This window comes from Humidesulfovibrio mexicanus (assembly GCF_900188225.1).
Taxonomy (GTDB): Bacteria; Desulfobacterota; Desulfovibrionia; order Desulfovibrionales; family Desulfovibrionaceae; genus Humidesulfovibrio; species Humidesulfovibrio mexicanus.
The window spans coordinates 51,253-69,122 of record NZ_FZOC01000006.1 but is presented as its reverse complement, the minus strand read 5'-3'; the positions used below and the strand labels follow the sequence as shown (position 1 = coordinate 69,122).

Annotated in this window: 18 protein-coding genes; 7 read left to right on the top strand and 11 right to left on the bottom strand. The window is 68.0% G+C overall.

Annotated elements, in window-relative coordinates; all coding sequences use genetic code 11:
• Positions 1 to 21 precede the first annotated feature (21 nt).
• The 4 genes from fmt to hisS form a co-directional block, all read right to left on the bottom strand.
• Positions 22 to 1,050 (bottom strand): methionyl-tRNA formyltransferase, encoded by a 1,029-nt coding sequence (gene fmt / locus CHB73_RS12600; protein WP_089274953.1) that lies wholly within the window; start codon positions 1,048 to 1,050, stop codon positions 22 to 24.
• The gene (gene def, locus CHB73_RS12595) at positions 1,035 to 1,538 is read right to left on the bottom strand and encodes a peptide deformylase (protein WP_089274952.1); all 504 of its coding nucleotides are present in this window, start codon (positions 1,536 to 1,538) and stop codon (positions 1,035 to 1,037) included. Before def ends, fmt begins: the two co-directional genes overlap by 16 nt.
• Positions 1,539 to 3,404: an aspartate--tRNA ligase gene (gene aspS, locus CHB73_RS12590; protein WP_089274951.1), complete on the bottom strand. Its 1,866-nt coding sequence runs from the start codon at positions 3,402 to 3,404 to the stop codon at positions 1,539 to 1,541. It abuts the gene before it with no gap.
• Between the two features lie 70 nt (positions 3,405 to 3,474).
• Complete coding sequence (gene hisS, locus CHB73_RS12585; protein ID WP_089274950.1) at positions 3,475 to 4,716, bottom strand: histidine--tRNA ligase; 1,242 nt, start codon at positions 4,714 to 4,716, stop codon at positions 3,475 to 3,477.
• A 109-nt stretch (positions 4,717 to 4,825) separates the two neighbouring features.
• On the opposite strand from hisS, the gene CHB73_RS12580 reads away from it, so the two are divergent.
• The gene (locus CHB73_RS12580) at positions 4,826 to 5,029 is read left to right on the top strand and encodes a 2-hydroxymuconate tautomerase family protein (RefSeq protein WP_089274949.1); all 204 of its coding nucleotides are present in this window, start codon (positions 4,826 to 4,828) and stop codon (positions 5,027 to 5,029) included.
• Positions 5,030 to 5,035: 6 nt separating this feature from the next.
• Here CHB73_RS12580 and CHB73_RS12575 read toward each other — a convergent pair whose 3' ends face one another.
• From CHB73_RS12575 to yedE, 4 genes are read right to left on the bottom strand one after another with little or no spacing between them, the layout of a single operon-like run.
• Positions 5,036 to 5,902, bottom strand: coding sequence for an NAD(P)H-hydrate dehydratase (locus CHB73_RS12575; RefSeq protein ID WP_089274948.1), 867 nt, complete (start codon positions 5,900 to 5,902; stop codon positions 5,036 to 5,038).
• Complete coding sequence (locus CHB73_RS12570; RefSeq protein WP_327438387.1) at positions 5,899 to 6,471, bottom strand: DUF3343 domain-containing protein; 573 nt, start codon at positions 6,469 to 6,471, stop codon at positions 5,899 to 5,901. The genes CHB73_RS12575 and CHB73_RS12570 overlap by 4 nt, the downstream gene beginning before the upstream one ends.
• A complete protein-coding gene (locus CHB73_RS12565; RefSeq protein ID WP_089274947.1) occupies positions 6,468 to 6,695 on the bottom strand; it encodes a sulfurtransferase TusA family protein in 228 nt (75 codons plus the stop codon). The genes CHB73_RS12570 and CHB73_RS12565 overlap by 4 nt, the downstream gene beginning before the upstream one ends.
• 13 nt (positions 6,696 to 6,708) lie before the next feature.
• Positions 6,709 to 7,791, bottom strand: coding sequence for a YedE family putative selenium transporter (gene yedE / locus CHB73_RS12560; protein WP_089274946.1), 1,083 nt, complete (start codon positions 7,789 to 7,791; stop codon positions 6,709 to 6,711).
• A 230-nt stretch (positions 7,792 to 8,021) separates the two neighbouring features.
• Between yedE and CHB73_RS12555 the strand changes: the two genes are divergently transcribed.
• Together CHB73_RS12555 and CHB73_RS12550 are read left to right on the top strand one after the other, a co-directional pair.
• Positions 8,022 to 9,203: a DVU_1551 family NTP transferase gene (locus CHB73_RS12555; protein ID WP_089274945.1), complete on the top strand. Its 1,182-nt coding sequence runs from the start codon at positions 8,022 to 8,024 to the stop codon at positions 9,201 to 9,203.
• Complete coding sequence (locus CHB73_RS12550; protein ID WP_089274944.1) at positions 9,200 to 9,844, top strand: histidine phosphatase family protein; 645 nt, start codon at positions 9,200 to 9,202, stop codon at positions 9,842 to 9,844. Before CHB73_RS12555 ends, CHB73_RS12550 begins: the two co-directional genes overlap by 4 nt.
• A 268-nt stretch (positions 9,845 to 10,112) precedes the next feature.
• Here the strand turns inward: CHB73_RS12550 and CHB73_RS12545 are convergent, their stop codons facing one another.
• The 3 genes from CHB73_RS12545 to CHB73_RS12535 all read right to left on the bottom strand — a co-directional run bounded on the left by CHB73_RS12545 (position 10,113) and on the right by CHB73_RS12535 (position 15,062).
• Entirely contained in the window at positions 10,113 to 11,474 is a 1,362-nt protein-coding gene (locus CHB73_RS12545) for a sigma-54-dependent transcriptional regulator (RefSeq protein WP_089274943.1), read from the bottom strand.
• A complete protein-coding gene (locus tag CHB73_RS12540; protein WP_235641599.1) occupies positions 11,471 to 12,925 on the bottom strand; it encodes a sensor histidine kinase in 1,455 nt (484 codons plus the stop codon). Before CHB73_RS12540 ends, CHB73_RS12545 begins: the two co-directional genes overlap by 4 nt.
• Positions 12,926 to 13,022: 97 nt before the next feature.
• Positions 13,023 to 15,062 (bottom strand): S16 family serine protease, encoded by a 2,040-nt coding sequence (locus CHB73_RS12535; RefSeq protein WP_089274942.1) that lies wholly within the window; start codon positions 15,060 to 15,062, stop codon positions 13,023 to 13,025.
• A gap of 368 nt (positions 15,063 to 15,430) precedes the next feature.
• On the opposite strand from CHB73_RS12535, the gene CHB73_RS16535 reads away from it, so the two are divergent.
• The 4 genes from CHB73_RS16535 (at position 15,431) to CHB73_RS12520 (ending at position 17,609) form a co-directional block, all read left to right on the top strand.
• Entirely contained in the window at positions 15,431 to 15,601 is a 171-nt protein-coding gene (locus CHB73_RS16535) for a hypothetical protein (RefSeq protein ID WP_179217037.1), read from the top strand.
• Positions 15,602 to 15,615: 14 nt separating this feature from the next.
• Entirely contained in the window at positions 15,616 to 16,143 is a 528-nt protein-coding gene (locus CHB73_RS12530; RefSeq protein ID WP_089274941.1) for a hypothetical protein, read from the top strand.
• 73 nt (positions 16,144 to 16,216) lie between these two features.
• The gene (locus CHB73_RS12525; RefSeq protein ID WP_089275074.1) at positions 16,217 to 16,522 is read left to right on the top strand and encodes a hypothetical protein; all 306 of its coding nucleotides are present in this window, start codon (positions 16,217 to 16,219) and stop codon (positions 16,520 to 16,522) included.
• Positions 16,523 to 16,547: 25 nt separating this feature from the next.
• On the top strand, positions 16,548 to 17,609 hold the full coding sequence (locus tag CHB73_RS12520; protein ID WP_089274940.1) for a sulfite exporter TauE/SafE family protein: 1,062 nt from the start codon (positions 16,548 to 16,550) through the stop codon (positions 17,607 to 17,609).
• Positions 17,610 to 17,870 lie beyond the last annotated feature (261 nt).

The following is a 17,870-nucleotide window of genomic DNA, read 5'->3' as shown; positions in this document are numbered from 1 at the left end:
CCCCTGGCGGCCTGTGGGGCGCTAGCCCTGGCAGGTTTTGAGGTAGCCGCAGGCGAAGGCCTGGGCGTCCTGCGGTTTCTTGCCCCGGGGGGTGATGCGCGGGGTCAGGTACAGTCTGTCCGCGCAGGCGATGGCGAGCCTGCCCGCCACGACGCCCAGGATGCTCCCCGGTTTGGTTCCGGCCGGAACCTCCCCGCCGATGCTCCCCGGCTCGATGGACAGGCGCAGGGTCTTGCCCGGTGCCTGCTCCCAGTCGAAGAATGCGCCGGGCCAGGGGTGCATGGCGCGGATGTGGTTGTGCACGGCTTGGGCCTCGCGACCCCAGTCGATGCGGCCCTCGTCCTTGGTGAGCTTGGCCGCGTGGGTCACGCGCGTTTCGTCCTGGGGCAGCAGCATGAGCCGTCCCAGGGGCAGGCGCGAGAGGGCCTCGATGAGGGCATCCGCGCCAAGCTGCGCCAGCTCGTCGTGCAGGGTTCCCGCGTGGTCGGCCTCGGCGATGCGCAGGGCGCGCTGGAGCAGGATGGGCCCGGAGTCGAGGCCGAGCTCCATTTTCATGATGGTGATGCCCGTCACCAGGTCGCCCGCCTCCAGGCAGCGCTGGATGGGCGCGGCCCCGCGCCAGCGCGGCAGCAGCGAGGCGTGCACGTTCATGGGCATGAGCCTGGGCGCGTCCAGAACGCTTTGCGGCAGAATGAGCCCGTAGGCCGCCACGGCCAGCACGTCGAAGGAGAGCGCCCGCAGGGCGTCCACATCGGCCTGGGCCTTGAAGTTCAGGGGCTGGCGCACCTCTATGCCCGCGGCCTGCGCGGCCAGCTTTACGGGCGAGGGCTTGCACTCCTGGCCGCGTCCGCAGGGGCGGTCGGGCTGGGTGTACGCGCAGACCACCGTGGCGCCGGGCCAGGCCAAAAGCGCGTTCAGGCTGGCGGCGGCGAAGTCCGGCGTGCCCATGAACACCACCTTGAGCGGCGGCGAGGGCACGGGGAACTCCGGCGCGGATTCCGGCACGAGGTTGTCCTCGTAGGATTCCAGGCCGTTTAGTCCTTGCGCCATTTCTTGACCTTGGTTTCGTACATGGTGCGCTTGAGGCGGCTGGCGTGGTCCAGCAGCGTCCTGCCGTCCAGGTGGTCGATCTCGTGCTGCAGGATGATGGCCAGCAGGCCCTCGCCCGCCACTTCCACCTCTTCGCCCTTTTCGTTCAGCCCGCGCACGGCGACGCGCTCATAGCGTTTGAGCTTGCACGAGAAGGTCGGCAGCGACAGGCAGGACTCCTCGGAATCGCGCTGGCCCTCCCGCGTGACGAACACCGGGTTCACCAGCACCATGGGCTTCTTGCGCTCCTTGGGGCCGGTCTCGTCCAGGGTGATGATGCGCAGGCTCTTGTTCACCTGGGGCGCGGCAAGGCCCACCCCGTCGCCTTCGTACATGGTTTCCAGCATGTCGGCGATGAACTGGCTGATCTCGGGCGTGATCTCGGCCACGGGGTCGGCCACGCGGGACAGCACCGGATGGGGATAGGTGACGATGGGCAGCTTGGCCATCTACGCCTCGCTCTTTTGCTGCTCTGCCGGGGCTTCCGCAGGCTTTTCCCTGAGCTGTATGCCCAGCTCGCGCAGCTGCTTTTTGCCCACGACGTTGGGGGCCTCGGTCATCAGGCAGGTGGCCTTCTGGGTCTTGGGGAAGGCGATGACGTCGCGGATGCTCTTGGCCCCGGTGAGGATCATGATAATGCGGTCCAGGCCGAAGGCAATGCCTCCGTGCGGGGGCGCGCCGAATTTCAGGGCCTCGATGAGGAAGCCGAACTTCTCCTCGGCCTCCTCGTCGCCGATGCCCAGGGCCTGGAACATGGCTTTCTGCGCGGCCGGGGTGTGGATGCGGATGGAGCCGCCGCCGATCTCGGAGCCGTTCAGCACCAGGTCGTAGGCGCGCGCCAGGGCCCCGCCCGGATCGCTGGCGATGGTCTCCATCTGGCCCGGCTGGGGCGAGGTGAAGGGGTGGTGCTTGGCCACCCAGCGCTTGTCCTCGGGGTCGTATTCCAGCAGGGGGAAGTCCGTCACCCAAAGCGGGGCGAAGGCCTTTTCGTCGATGAGGCCGAAGCGCTCGCCCAGTTTCAGGCGCAGGTTGCCCAGCGCCGCGTTGGCCACGTCTTCGGGCGCGGCCTGGAAGAACACGATGTCGCCGTTCTGCATTCCCAGGCGCTCGGCCAGGGCCTTCTTTTCATCCTCGGAGAAGAACTTGACGATGGGCGACTGCCACTCGCCGTCCTCCTTGACCTTGATCCAGGCCAGCCCCTGCGCGCCGTAGATCTTGACGAACTCGGTGTAGTCGTCGATCTCCTTGCGGGAGAGCTCCAGCCCACCCGCCACGCGCAGGGCCTTCAGGCAGGGCGCGGCCGCGAAGACCTTGAAGCCGCCGCCCGCGAAGATGTCCTTCACGTCCACCAGCTTGAGCTCGAAACGGATGTCCGGCTTGTCCGAGCCGTATTCGTCCATGGCCTGCCTGTAGGTCATGCGCGGGAAGGCCTCGGGCAGCGCCGCGCCGATGGTCTCCTTGAAGAGCGTGCGCACCAGCCCCTCGGCCATGCCCATGATCTGCTCCTCGTCCGGGAAGCTCATCTCGATGTCGATCTGGGTGAATTCGGGTTGTCTGTCGGCGCGCAAGTCTTCGTCGCGGAAGCACTTGACGATCTGGAAGTAGCGGTCGAGCCCGGCCACCATCAAGAGCTGCTTGAAAATCTGCGGGCTCTGCGGCAGGGCGTAGAACATGCCCTGGGACAGGCGGCTGGGCACCAAAAAGTCGCGCGCGCCCTCCGGGGTGGACTTGGTGAGCACGGGCGTCTCGATTTCGAGAAAGCCCAGGGAGTCCAGATAGCGGCGCGCGGCTTGGGCGGCCTTGTTGCGCAGGATGAAGTTCTTGGCCAGGCGCGGACGGCGCAGGTCCAGATAACGGTATTTCAGGCGCAGCATCTCGGCCGCGTCCACCCGGTCCTCGATGGGGAAGGGCGGCGTGTCGGAGGTGTTGAGGAGCTTCCATTCGTTGGCGTAGATTTCCACCTCGCCGGTGGCCATGCCGGGGTTGGCCATGCCCTCGGGCCGGGCACGCACCACGCCCTTCAAGGCCACCACGTACTCCACGCGGATGGCGTGGGCGCGTTCGTGGGCCTCCGGGGCCACCTCGGGGCTGAACACGCATTGGGTCAGGCCTTCTCTGTCGCGCAGGTCGATGAAGATGAGGCCGCCGTGGTCGCGGCGGAACTGCACCCAGCCCATGAGGGTGACCTCGCTGCCGATGTCGGCGGCGGTGAGCTGGTTGCAGGTGTGGCTGCGCCGCCAGCCTCCCAGGTCCTGGATGACCCGGTACTCGTCGTAGTCGCGTTCCTCGCCTTGGGTGATGCTCTGCTCGGTCATTGGCTGTTCCTTATTGGGGACAATGTCGCCGCCGGTCTGCGGCGCGGTTTCGCTGTGGGGGCCGGTGCGGCTAGTCGAAGGCGGCCCTTTCGATCTGGATCTGGCCGCCGCCGTCCATGTCCTTGATGGTGACCGTGCCGGAGTCGAACTCCTCGGGTCCGATGATGTAGCACTTTCTCGCCTTGATGCGGCCGGCGTGGCGCAGGCGGCTTTTCATGCTGCCCGCGGAGTAGTCGCACTCGCCCACAAGCTGCCGGGCCCGGAGCTTGTGCGCCAGCAGCACGGCCGCGTCCACGGCCCCGCCGCCCTCGCGCGCATCGGTGACGGCCAAAAAGAAGTCCGGGCGCTTGGCCTCGGGCTTTTCCATGAGCATGGCCAGGCGCTCCATGCCGCAGGCGAAGCCCACGCCGGGCGCGTCCGGCCCGCCCAAGAGCTGCACCAGGCCGTCGTAGCGGCCGCCTCCGGCCACGGCGGTCTGCGCGCCGATGGCCCCGCTGGTGACCTCGAAGGTGGTGCGCTGGTAGTAGTCCAGCCCGCGCACCAGGCGGGGGTTCAGCGCATAGGCGAGGCCAGAGCTGTCCAGCAGGCGGAGCACGGCGTCGAAGTGGCTGCGGCAGTCGCCGCAGAGGTGCTGGCCGATGGCCGGCGCATCGGCCACCAGGGCCTTGCAGCCGGGAACTTTGCAGTCCAGCACGCGCAGGGGGTTGGTATGCATCCTTCTGCGGCAGTCCTCGCAAAGCTGCTGCGCGTCGAGCTTCTCGAAATAGGCGGTGAGGGCGGCGCGGTAGTCCGGGCGGCAGTTGCGGCAGCCGAGCGAGTTCAGCTCGAAGGCCAGCTCGCCGATGCCCAGCTCCTCCAGGTAGTCGCGCAGCATGAGGATGACTTCCACGTCGGCGTGCGGCTCCGGGCTGCCCAGAAGCTCGGCGTCGATCTGGTGGAACTGGCGCATCCGGCCTTTCTGCGGGCGCTCGTAGCGGAACATGGGGCCGAAGGCGTACAGGCGCGTGGCTTTGCCCGGCTCCACCGCTCCCGCCTCTATGGCCGCGCGCAGGGCACCGGCCGTGGCCTCCGGGCGCATGGTCAGGGAGCGTCCGCCCCGGTCGGTGAAGGTGTACATCTCTTTGCCCACAACGTCCGTGTCCTCGCCGATGCCCTTGGCGAAGAGCTCCGTGCGTTCGAGCACGGGGATGCGCAGCTCGCCGAAGCCGTAGCGGCCGAAGATGTCGCGCGCGGCGTCCTCCATGCGGGTGAAGGCGCGGGAGTCCTCGGGAAAGAGATCGGCGAAGCCCTTGATCTTCTGGATGGCGCTCATTGCCTGGCCTTGCTGGTTGAGGTTCGGAAAGGCGGGGAATATACCTTCCGCAAACACCGTTGTCAAAACAGCAAACCGTCAGCCATCTGGCGCAGTTGGAGGAGCCCCCATGCCCTACGTCAACATCAGGATCACCCGCGAGGGCGCAAGCGCGGAGCAAAAGGCCGCGCTCATCCGCGGCGTCACCGAGCTCTTGCGCGACACCCTGGGCAAGAACCCGGCCACCACGGTCGTCGTCATCGACGAGGTGGACACGGACAACTGGGGCATTGGCGGCGAGAGCGTGACCGTGCGCCGGAAGTCGGGAAGGTAGCCGCGTCTATTCCTGCCGGGCCAGGCGCAGGGCCTCCGGGATGTGCGGCATCAGTTCGGCCACGGAGGTCGCAGGGGTGGGCCGCGCCAGCGCGCCCAGCAGGCGGTTGGCCCTGGCCGCCAGGGCGCAGGCCTCGGGCAGGGGGATGTTTGCCATGAGCAGGGCGGAGGCCATGCCCGCAAGGGTGTCGCCGGTGCCGCCGATGGCCTCCATGGCGGGCGTGTCCGGCCCGTCGATGCGCGCCAGCACCTTGCCTGCGCATATGACCTGGTCGCTGGCCCCCTTGACCAGGAGGTGCCGGGCCGCACCGCCGGTGTCCCAGGCGCGGCGCGCCAGCTCCAGGGCGGAGGCGTCCGCGCCGCCAAGGAATCCCCGCGTGTAGAAGGGGTGCGGGGCCAGCTCGTCGGCCAGGAAGGCCAGCTCGCCCGCATCGGGCGTGAACAGGTCGTACTCGGCCGCCTGGCCGCTGGCCTTGGCCGCGTACATGAAGCCCGCATCGGCCATGAGGAGCGGGCGCTCCGGCAGGGCCAGGGCGGAGAGCAGCACCCGGTCGTGCCCGGCCAAGTCCGGGAACAGATAGTGGAAGGTGAGCCCGCGCGGGACCAGGGCGGCCAGCTCGCGCTCAAGGCGTTCGTAGGCCAGCGCGCTGCCCTGGCCGCTTCCGGCGTCTCCCGCAAGCAGGGCCAGCGGCAGCGGCGCGCCCAGGGCCTGGCAGGCCTGGCAGCATGCGGCCAGCAGCGCCGGGGTGCCGCGGCGCACCGGGGCGCAAAGGCCGTCCACGGCGAGTGCGGCCCCGTCCCATTGGCACGGCCCCAGCGCCAGGCCGAAGCCGTTGTCCGGCACGGTGCCAACAATGAGCCAGGGGCCGCTCACGGGTGTTCCCCCTCTGGCGGCAGCAGCCGAACCGCTTCCTGGAAGGCCAGCTCCAGTGCGTAGGAGCACAGCGTCTGGCCGTGTTCGCGCGGGGGCGGGGCCTCGTCCAGGGTGCGCCCCACCATGAGCTCCGCCAGGGCGGGCACGTCTGGGCAGCCCCCGCCGGACACGTTGACGATGACGCGGCTGCGCCGGTCCACGGTGATCTTCATGTTGGCCGCGCGCACCATGAGCCAGGGCCCGAAGTCCACCGTCTGGAACAACGACACCGGCTCAAGCATTCCGGCGCGGACAGGGGCCACGGCCAGCGGGCTCAGTCCTTCCGCCTCCAGCGAGCGCCTGGCCGCCAGTTCGCGCACCAGTTCGAACTCCACCACCATGTCGCAGCCGGTGCGCATATCCGGCGGCGGACCCATGACGCGCACCGCAAAGCCCGCGGCCTTGAGGGCGGCCTCGGCGCGGATGACCTCCGCCGTGTGGGCGAAGGCCATGACCCCGCGGGAGCGATCGGGGCCATGGCCCGCGCCGGTGGCCTTGGGCGTGCGGCCCAGGCCGAAGGGCAGCCTCACGGTTTTTCGAACACCTGGCGCACCGCGCCGGCCTCATCCGTGGTGGACACCAGCCGCCAGCCCTTGGCCCTGGCGGCGCGGCCCACGTTTTCCGGGCTCGCGCCGCAGTCGGTGAGCACCTCGATGCGGCCGGAGGCCATGGCGTCCATCTCGTCCCCTGCCGCAAGCACGGGCTGCGGGCAGGAAAGCCCGCGCGCGTCCACGATCTTCACGTTCTCGGCCATGTTGCGCCTCCTCTTATGCCGTTTTGCGGTTCATGAAGCCCACCAACAGGCAGAAGGCCAGCGCGCCGAAGGTGGCGGCCATGCCGTTGGGGCCAAGCCCGGCGGGCGAGCTGGCCCAGCCGAAGTTGTGCGCCAGGCCAGCGCCGGTGAGCATCCCCAGCACGAACACGGCCGCGTCGCCGTCGCCCTCGCCGGAGAGGATGAGCTGGCGGCCGGGGCAGCCGCCGGCCAGGGCGAAGGCCAGGCCGGACACCGCCATGCCCAGGAAGTTCCACAGCCCGGCGGTGTGCGCCACGGGCTGGCCCTCGAAGCCGGGCTTGAACTGCCCAAGGACCAGGTTGGCCGCGAAGGCCACTGCCAGGAAGGCCAAAACGCCGGTGAACAGGTGCGTCTGGCGGAAAAGGAACACGTCGCGCAGGGAGCCCATGGTGCAGAAGCGGCTGCGCTGCGCCAGCACGCCGATGAGCAGGCCCGCGCCCAGGGAGATCAAGAACGGGGCGCGCGCCGCGCCGGGGCCTTTCACCGAGGCCCAGACCCAGCCCAGGCTTCCGGTTTCGGCGTCGGGCATGAGCAGCAGGCGCGCGGCCAGCAGGGCCACGGCGGCCAGGGCGAGCATGGCTCCGGCGGACCAGGGCTGCGACTGGGAGCGGCTCAAGGAGTACCCGGCGCGGAAGAAGCGCGTGCCCGCGTACACCCCGGCGCACAGGCCAAGCAGGCCCAGGATGGCGTTGCCGTCGCCGCCGGCCAGGCGCAGCAGCGCGCGCCAGGGGCAGCCCAGGAACACCAGCGCTCCGGCCATGGCGCTCATGCCCAGGAAGAAGCGCGTGGCCGGGGCCGAGCCGGAACGGGCGCGGAACTCGCCCGTGGCCAGCGCCGCGGCGAAGGAGCCCAGCACGAAACCCGGAATCTCCGGCCGCAGGTACTGCACCACCCCGGCGCGGTGCAGGCCCAGACCGCCCGCGATGTCGCGCACGAAGCAGGCCACGCAGATGCCCATGTTGGCCGGATTGCCCGCGTACTGCAACAACGCGGCGACCAGCCCGATGATGCCGCCAGCGGCGATGATGCCCCCGCGCCCGGCGAAAACGTTTGCCATTCCCGACCCCTCCGTTTTGTTAAAGTCCCCTTCCATGCTGAAGAAAAAACGTGAGACCACGGTGCAGTAGCACGACTCATCTAGCGAGACAAGCTATTTGAAAAATAGAAAAGGTTGATACAAAACAGCCCGGCGGCTATGGTGCCGGGAAAGGGGTTTCCCGCGGGCATTGTGCAGGATCGGAAGCAGGGCTACAGTTTGGATGGCCTGCTGGCCCAAGGAGCGCCCCCATGTCCCCCCACGCCCGCCCGCATCCCGTCCGCGCCGCCGCGCTCATCCTCGCAGCGGGGCTGTCCTCGCGTTTGGGCGCGTTCAAGCCCCTGGAGAAGATCGGAGGACTCAGTCTGCTGGCCCGTGTGGCGGACCTGTTCCGCCAGGCTGGGGTGGCGGACGTGCTGGCCGTGGCCGGGCACTGCGCGGAGGAAACCCTGGCCGAGGCCGCGCGCCTGGGCATTCGCGGCGTGGCCAATCCGGACTACGAACGCGGCATGTTCACCTCGGTTGCGGCCGGGCTGCGCCACCTGACCAGTGCCGCCGCCATGCCGCCGGACGCCCTGTTCGTCCTGCCCGTGGACATCCCCCTTGTGCGGCCGCACACCCTGCGCCTGCTGCTGGACCGCTTCGCCGCGTCAGCCTCGGCATCATCCCCGGCCGTGCTGCATCCGTTCTTCGCCGGGCTGCGCGGGCATCCGCCCCTCATTCGCGCCGCGCATCTGCCGGATATTCTGGCCTGGACCGGCCCCGGCGGGCTGCGCGGCGCGCTGGAGCGCCTGGAGGCCAGCCACGGCGCGGAGGATGTGCCCGTGGCCGACGGCTGCATCCATTTCGACATCGACACCCCGGCCGACCTGGACACGGCCCGGCTGCTGCTGGCCAGGCGGGACATCCCCACCCCGGTCGAGGCCGAGGCCCTGCTGCGTCTGTACGACACCTGCGGACGCGGCCTGGGCCACGGGCGCGGCGTGGCCGATGCGGCCCTGGCCATGGCCGGGGCGCTGGCCGCCACGGGCGTGGCGCTGGATCTGGAACTGGTGGAATCCGCCGCGCTTGTGCACGACATCGCCAAGGGCCGGCCCCGGCACGAGGCCGCGGGCGCGGCCCTGCTGGATTCCCTCGGCTTTGGCCGGGTTGCGCGCATTGTGGAGGTCCACCGCGATATTGCGCCGGACGCAGCGCCGCGCATTGCCGAGCGGGAGTTGGTGTACCTGGCGGACAAGCTCGTGCGGGGCGCGACGCCGGTCAGCATCAGCGCGCGCTTTCAGGAAAAGCTCGACCGCTACGCCCAGGACCCGGAGGCCTGCGCGGCCATTCGCCGCAGACTGGGCAATGCCCTGGACATGGCGCGGCGCATCGAGGCTGCGGCGGGAGCGCCTCTGCACCGCATCGTTCCCGGCGTGCCGGAGCAGCCGTGAGCCTGCTGCTCTTGCGCCACGGGCAGATTGTGCAGCAGAGCCCCTCGCGCTTCGTGGGCCAGCGGGACCTGCCGCTTACGGAGCATGGCCGCGCACAGGCCTTGGCGTGGGCCGATCTTCTGGCCGCCGCGCCTCTGGCCTCGGCGTGCTGCTCGGACCTGTCCCGCTGCCGCGACACCGCCGCCCTGGCGCTCTCGGGCACGGCGCTTCAGGCCACGCCGTTGCCCGGCCTGCGCGAAATCCACCTCGGCGCCTGGGAGGGCCTCACCGTGCAGGAGGTGCGCGAGCGGTTTCCGGGCGAGCATGAGCGGCGCGGGGCTGACCTGGCCCATGTCGCGCCCACGGGCGGGGAAAGTTTTCTGCAGGCGCAAGAACGCTTCTGGAACGCCTTGACCGCCATCGCCGCCCAGGGGCCGGGCCTGCACCTGGTGGTGGCCCACGGCGGGGTCATCCGCGCCGCCCTGTGCCGCGCGCTGGGCCTGCGGCTCGATTCCCTGTTCCGCCTGGGACAGGACTATTGCGGAATGACCATCCTGGACATGGATTCGGGCGGGGCGTCCCTGGTGCGCGCCATGAATCTGGCCCCGGCCGACGCGCGCGACGCCCTGGCCGGGCTGGGGCGTCTGTTCGGGACGAAATGAGCCGGGGGCCAGCGTTTCAGGAGTGAATCAGGGGCGCTGCCCCTGCTCCCCCGCCGGGGGGCTGCGCGCCCCCCGGAGCCCCTGCGCACGCGGCGCAAATCCAGCGGGCCAGAGCCCGCGGGAATCACGCCGTGAGCATGGCCCCCAGAAACGGGAGCGTCTTGGGTACAGCATCTGGAGCCGCCGCCGCTCCCTAGACCGTATCCTCTTTCGCCAGAACCCTTCCCGAACGGGACGGGCCGGGCGGCGTCCAGCCCTTACGCTGGCCTCATGACAGACCGGCGCGCTTGAGCTTGCGCCACAGCGAGGCCCGGTCGATGCCGAGCACTTCGGCGGCGCGGGTCTTGTTGCCCTCGCACTGCTCCAGCACCCAGAGCATGTGCTGGCGTTCGTTTTCCTCCAGGGTGGCCAGCCCGCCGTGGCGCGTGGTTCTGAGCTGGGACTGGCCTTGCCGCAGGTCCGGCGGCAGGTGGGCGGGCTCCACCACGCCGCCATCGCAGAGCACCACGGCGCGCTCCATGAGGTTTTCCAGCTCCCGGATGTTTCCGGGGAACGGGTAGGCCAGAAGCAGGGCCAGGGCCTCGGGCGAGAGTTCGCGCACTTCGCGTCCCAAGGCGTCGGAGTACTTGACGAGAAAGTGCCTGGACAGAAGCGGAATGTCCTCGCGCCGCTCGCCCAGGGCGGGCAGGCGCAGGGTGATGACGTTGAGGCGGTAGAAAAGGTCCAGGCGGAAGGTGCCTGCCTCGGCCTCCACGGCGAGATCCTTGTTGGTGGCGGCGATGACGCGCACGTCCACCGGGATGTCGGCCGTGCCGCCCACGCGCATGAGCTTGCGCTCTTGCAGCACGCGCAACAGGCGCACCTGCATGGCCGGGGTCATCTCTCCCACCTCGTCCAGAAAGAGGGTGCCGCCGTCGGCGGCCTCGAAAAGCCCCGCCTTGCGTTCCGTTGCGCCGGTGTAGGCCCCCTTTTCGTGGCCAAAGAGCTCCCCCGCGAGCAGTTCCTCGCTGAAGGCCCCGCAGTTGACGGCCAGGAAGCGTCTTGCGGCGCGTTGGCTCTGCTGGTGGACGGTGCGGGCCACAAGCTCCTTGCCTGTGCCGGTTTCGCCCAGCAGCAGCACGGTGGACGCCGTGGGGGCCACGCGGGCGATGGTCTTCAGCAGCGCGGCCATGGCCGGGCTTTTGCCCACAAGCAGGGGCGGGGCGTTGCGGTCGCGCAGGCGCTGGCGCAGCTCCTGCACCTCCTGGCGCAGGCGGCTTTTTTCAATGGCCTTGGCGGCCAGGGCGCGCACCTCGTCCAGGTTCAGCGGTTTGGCCAGATAGGAGAATGCGCCCCGGTTCATTGCGTCCACGGCGCCGGGAATGGTGGCGTAGCCGGTCATGACCACCACCTCCAGGGCCGGGTGCAGCTTGCGGGCCCGTTCCATGAGGCCGATGCCGTCGGCATCGCTCCGGTCGCCCAGCTTGAGGTCGGTCAGCAGCAGTTCGTAGGGCTTGCGGGCCAGCTCCGCCAGGGCGGTTCTGGCGTCGCCCACGGCTTGCGCCTCGTATCCGGCGCGCGCCAGTGCGTGGGCCAGATTCTCGCGGGCGATCTCCTCGTCGTCCACCACAAGCACGCGGCCCGCGTTCACGCGAAGCCCTTTTCAACGGCTTGGCCGGTTTCGGCGCCGAGCGGAAGGCGGATGACGAAGCGCGCGCCGCAGCCCGGCTCGCTCTCCACGCAGATTTCCCCTTGATGCTGCTCCACGATGCCGAAGACGATGGACAGTCCGAGGCCCGTGCCCTTGCCCACCTCCTTGGTGGTGAAGAAAGGATCGAAAATGCGTGTGGCGTCCTCCGGGGCGATGCCCTCGCCCGTGTCGGACACGGTGATGACCGCCTGGCCCGAATCTGTTTCGCGGCGAGCTTCCACCTCAATGCGGCCGGCTCCCCCCTTGATTGCCTGCAGGGCGTTGATGAACAGGTTGATGAACACCTCCTGCATACGCTGGGCGTCCATGGCCAGAAGCAAATCCTCGGGCACACGCTGCACAAGCTCCACCCCGGCGGGCACTTGGCTCGACACAAGCCGGGCCGACCTCGCCACCACTTCGGCGAGTTTTGTCGGCTTGCGTTCGAATTCCTTGGCGCGGGAGAATTCAAGCAGCCCCTTGACGATGTCTCGGGCCCGCGCCACCTCGCCGTCGATATTCTTGAGAAGCTTGGCCGCGAACGCGGGGTCGGCCTCGCCGCCCTCTTCCATGAGGATTTGGCAGGAGGTGCTGATGTTGTTGAGCGGGTTGTTCAGCTGGTGGGCAACGCCACTGGTCAGCACGCCGATGGAGGACAGCTTCTTTTCCCGCACCAACTGGTCCTGTCGTTTTTTCAACTCTGCGGTCATGTGGTTGAAAGCGTCCATCACGCGGCTCACCTCGTCGTCGGTGTCCGGCGCGGCCAGGGGGGCGAAGCCTCCCCGCGCCACCTCGCGCGTGGCTTCCTCTATGCTTTTGAGGGCGGCGATGGTCTTTTGCCCCAACACCAGCAGAAAGCCGCCGCCCAGGCCCAGAAAGGCCAACACCGAGAGGAACAGCTGCCGCTTGAGGGACTGGACGATGGTGAGCATTCTTGCGCGCTCGTGCGCCACCAGCATTTGGGAGAGGTCCACCATCTGCTTGCCGGTGTCGCGCAGCTTGTCCCCGTCCGCCGGGCTGATCTGCGGGCGTCCCGGCTCCAGTTTTTCCGAAAGGTTCTCGTACATGGTCAGGGCGCGCTTGAGGGCGCTGTGCTCCTGGGCCAAGCCGAATTCAGCGGCGTTGCCCTCCAGCTTGACCAGGATGCCACGCGCCTTGCCCGCGTATTCGCGGCTGGCCTGGTAGTCCTCCTCGTGCTCGTAGAGCATATAGTTCTTCTCGTAGCGCCGGATCTCAAGAATGGTGTTGCCGAGGTCGTCGATGACCTCGATGAAGCCCATCTTGCGTTCTATTTGCGCCAGCGAGTGGTAGGAGACGGTGCCGATGAGCCCGACCGCGAGCACCGAGAGCAGCATTCCCAACAGAATGCGGCGGCGGATATTGAGGTGGAAGATTGATCTGGGATCAGGCACTGGCGTTCCTCATGTTCCTGTGGTCGTGCACGGGCGGCGGCGTGGCGGCCGCACCTGCATATTCCCTGCGGGAAACGGGCGTCAACCCGGATGCAGGCTATGCGGTTGGTTCGGTCGTGGCTTTCGGGGTCTGCAGCACCACGTCCGCTAGTTCCGAGGCTTCCCGGGCCAGCACCAGCCTGATGGCGGAGTGCAGCTCCGGTTCCAGGGCCTCCACTTCGGGGCGGTTGCCCTCGGGCAGGCACACGGTGTCCACGCCGCCGCGCAGGGCGGCCAGGATTTTTTCGCGCACGCCGGAAACCGGCAGCAGCATTCCGCCCAGCGACATTTCTCCGGTCAGGGCCACGCCGGGTCGGGCGCGGCGGCCGGTCAAAAGCGAGAGCAGCGCCATGAGGATGGTGATCCCCGCCGAGGGGCCGTCCTTGGGGATGGCCCCCGCAGGGATGTGGATGTGCAGGTCCATGGCCGCGAAGAAGTCCGGGTCGAGCCCGAAGGCCTCGGCGTTGCCGCGGATGTAGGACAGGGCCGTCTGGGCGGATTCCTTGAGCACCTCGCCCAGCGATCCCGTGAGGATGAGCTGGCCCGCGCCTTTCATGCTCGCGGCCTCCACCAGCACGATTTCGCCGCCCGCATCGCTCCAAACCAAACCGTGGACCACGCCGGGGCGTACATGCTCCTGCGCGGCCGAGTGGGTGAAACGCCGCGGCCCCAGCAGGCTTGTGGCCAGGGCCGTGTCCACCCGTGACGGGTACCGGGCGCCGCCATCGGCCAGGGCTATGCGCGCGAGCTTGCGGCACACCGCGCCGATCTCCCGATCCAGTCCGCGCACTCCGGCCTCGTTGGTGTAGTCGCGGATGATGCCGCGCACGGCCTCTGGCGCGAATTCCGGCAGCGGGTGGACCAGGCCATGCTCGGCGCACTGGCGGGGAATGAGATGTCGTGTGGCGATGGCCAGTTTTTCGGCCTCGGTGTAGCCGGGGAAGTTGACGATCTCCAGCCTGTCGCGCAGCGGGGCGTCGAGCTTGGAAAGGTCGTTGGCCGTGGCGATGAACATTACCTGAGAGAGGTCGAAGGGCGCGTCGATGTAGAGGTCCAGGAATTGGCGGTTTTGCTCCGGGTCCAGAATCTCCAGGAAGGCCGCGCCGGGATCGCCCCGGAAGTCTTGGCCGACCTTGTCGATCTCGTCGAGCATGAGCACGGGGTTGTTGACCCCCAGCCGCCGCATGGCCTGGATGATCTTGCCCGGCATGGCGCCCACGTAGGTGCGCCGGTGCCCCCGGAGCTCGGCTTCGTCGCGCAGGCCGGCCATGGACATGCGGTGGAATGTGCGGCCCAGCGCCTCCGCAATGGCCATGCCGATGCTGGTCTTGCCCGTGCCCGGCGGCCCCGTGAAGCACAGCACCGGCCCGCGTGAGGGGACCAGAGCCTTTCTGCCGCCAAGCAGTTCGCGCACGGTCTGCCTCAGCTCGTCCAGGCTGATGGGCTTGGTGAGATAGTGGGCCGCGCCGGTGCGCATGGCCTGCACGGCCGACTGCACCGTCGCGTAGCCGGTGACGATGACGATCTGCGTCGCGGGGGAGAGCTTTCCGGCCTCGGACAAGAGCGTCATGCCGTCCATTTTGTCCATCTTGAGGTCGGTGACGATGAGGTCGAAACTCCACTGGCGCACCAGGTCCAGCGCCTCCTGGCCGTTGGCCGCCGTGCGTACGGCGTAGCCCTCCTTTTTCAGCACATGCTCCAGGTTCATGCGGGCGATCTCCTCGTCGTCCACCACCAGCACGTGGGGAGGCGCGCCCGCAGCCAGCGTGCGCCCGGCCAAAAACTCCAGCAGCCGTTCCTTCACGTGGAAAAGGCCCGCATGGCTGCCGGAAAGGATGCGCTCCACCCTGGCGAAATCCAGGCTGTCCTCCGTGGAGGCGTTCCAGGGAAGGGCGCACAGCCAGTCCACGTAGCCCTGGCCAATGGCGTGCTCGGCCACGGAAGGGTCGGTGCGGGAGAGTTTTTCCAGCTCCTTGTCCACAATGGCGGCGATGTGCTCCGGCAGGCTCAGCGTCTTGGCTCGTCCGCGAAGTTCTTCCAGCTCCTGGGGTTTGGCCGGGGCCGGGTTCTCCTCGTCGCTTCGCTTGAAGAAGATCATGTTCGCTCCCTTCGCATCCGGCGTGCCCGCCGTGTATGGCCTGCGGCCGGTTTTCTTCGTGTGATCCGCATACGCTGGCCCTGTCGCTGTTGTCAAAACGGCTGGCTCCGTTTGCTCTGGCAACGGTGGTCTGTTGCACTTTGCAACGTCTTGCGCCCTTGCTGTTGAATTACTTTATTTTACTGATTTAACATACTTTTTCCGCTTTTTAGGAGCATGGTGTTGCATTTCGCAACGTGGTCTTGGCCGCATTTTGCCTTTCTGCGGCAATATAAAGTCTGAAATTCCAACTGGATGTGTCCACGAAGCCTCTGGGCATGAGCCTTGAAATAACCGGGCCAACACAAACGCCAACCATGGAGACAGCCATGAACAGCCTGCGCGACATGATGGAGACGACCTTCGCCGCCGCCGCCTTCGGCGAGCGCGGCCTGCGCGACGAAGCCCAGGAAGTGGCACGCGGGGTCAAACGTGCCGCGGAAGCCAAGGCAAAGGTCAAGGGGCAGGGTCAGCGCCGCCGTCCTGGCCTCAACGCCTAGCACCGAGGACCACCGTGCCCAAGCGTCAGCAGACCAATACACCGCCCCTGCCGCCGCGTTTCTCGCTGGTTCAGCGCGGCGCGTGGCGCGAAGCCTTCGAGGCCTACGGAACCGCTCTTTCCATGGCCGAGGCCGGGGAAGGGGACTTGGCCCGCCAGATTTTGGGAGAGTTTCATGCGGAGCACCGCAAGATTCTGGTGCTGGCGCAAAGCGGGGGGGTGCCCCAGCCCCTGGCTGAATACAGCGTGAACCTGGCCGAGCGCCTGGGCTTCGATTTGGTGCTGTTGAGCGTGGGGAGTCCTGGCCGCGGCGGACAAGACGCCTTCGAGGCCGCCGCGAGGACCGGAGCGGAGCTGCTGATGGAGCAGGCGGCGCGGCGCGGGGTGGCCTGCGCCCACATGATCCGCCTGGGCGGACGCGACGAAGTGCTCAACGCCGTGAGCATTGAGCTGCGGCGGGTGGAGTTCGTCATTACCGACCGGCTGGAGTGCGAGCGGCGGCAGGCGGCGCTTCTTGTGCCCGAATTCTCCTTCCGCTGCTAGGCGCACGAAAAAGACGGTACGGGCGGAAATTTCGGCGGCACGCCGCCAAACAAATGAAGGAATGGAGGTTTTCATGGCTCAGGAAGTGACCAAAAAGCAGGCCGTGGTGCGGATGATCGGCTTTGGCGCGGCCACAGCGGCGCTGTATGCCGCGGTGTTTCAGCACGCCAACGCCGTTACGGAGTTGTTTTCCCGTGGGGGCATGTACGCCGCACTGCCCATCGCCACCGTGTTTCTGGTTTCGTACGTGCATGGCGGATTCGCCAGCAATCTGTGGAGCGCGCTCGGCATTACCGCCAAGAGCCCGGCAAAGGCCGTGAAGACCGCTCAGCCCGCGAAGACCAAGCGCCCCGAAGCGCGCGCAACCCTGAACGCCTAGCGCGCCGCCCCAAAGGAGTTACACCATGGATGTCGCCCTTGATACGCTCAAGTTCATCGACCTGTCCGCGTCTTCCATCGCCTTCCTGTTCATCGTCGGCTTCATAGGCGGCCTGGTGAGCGGATTCATCGGTTCCGGCGGGGCCTTTGTGCTCACCCCGGGCATGATGAGCCTGGGCGTTCCCGGCACGGTGGCCGTGGCCAGCAACATGTGCCACAAGTTCCCCAAAGCCCTTGTCGGGGCCATCAAGCGCTTCCGCTACGGCCAAGTGGACGTGAAGCTGGGGCTTGTCATGGCCGCCAGCGCGGGCGTGGGCGTCCAGGTGGGCATCAAGGTACAGAACGCCATTTTGGAGTCCTGGGGCCAGGCGGGCTCGAACCTGTACGTGAGCCTGTCCTTCGTGGCCGTGCTGGTCATTGTGGGCGGCTACGTGTTTTATGACGCCATGACTAGCGGCAAAAGCGACGAGGCGGACAAGGCGGGATCGCTGGCGCTCAGGCTGCAAAAGATCAATCTCTGGCCCATGATGACCTTCAAGACCGCCGGCGTGCGCATCTCCTTCTGGTTCACGGTTCCCGTGGGTTTCGCCACAGGCATGTTGGCCGCCACCATCGCCGTGGGCGGTTTCATCGGGGTTCCGGGAATGATCTACGTCATGGGCGTGGGCGGCTTGGTGGCCTCTGCATCGGAATTGGTCATCGCCTTCGCCATGGGCCTGTGCGGCACCATCAATTGGGCCATGCACGGCATGGTGGACATCCGCCTCACTCTCATCATCCTGGCCGGCTCCCTGCTGGGCGTGCAACTGGGAGCCATCGGCACCACCCTGGTGCGCGAATCCATGATCAAGGTGGTCATGGGCTCCATCATGCTCATCGTCGCCGTTTCCCGCGCGCTGGCCGTGCCCAAGTACCTTGCGCAACTCGGCCTCATGGAAATCGCCCCGGAGCGGGTGGAGTTCATGGACCAGGCCAGCTTCCTCATCATGTGCGCCGCGCTGCTCTTGGGCGCGGTGATCATCCTGGGCAGCATGTACAAGGCCCGCAAGGCCGAGGCGCGCCAGTCCACGGCCTACGGCCAAGCCTAGATCCTTTTACGCCTTCCCGCACACGGGCCCGCGCAGCGTTTCCTTACCGGGACGATGCGCGGGCCCTTTTGTGTGTTGCGTCTGGCGGCAACGGTGCACTGGCAGCAGGGCGGGGGACCATGGCTGTGGCTCAAGCCGGGCCTGAGTCCGTGGCAGCCTGCGTTCCGGGGCGTCTGTTCGGGACGAAATGAGCCGGGGGCCAGCGTTTCAGGAGTGAATCAGGGGCGCTGCCCCTGCTCCCCCGCCGGGGGGCTGCGCGCC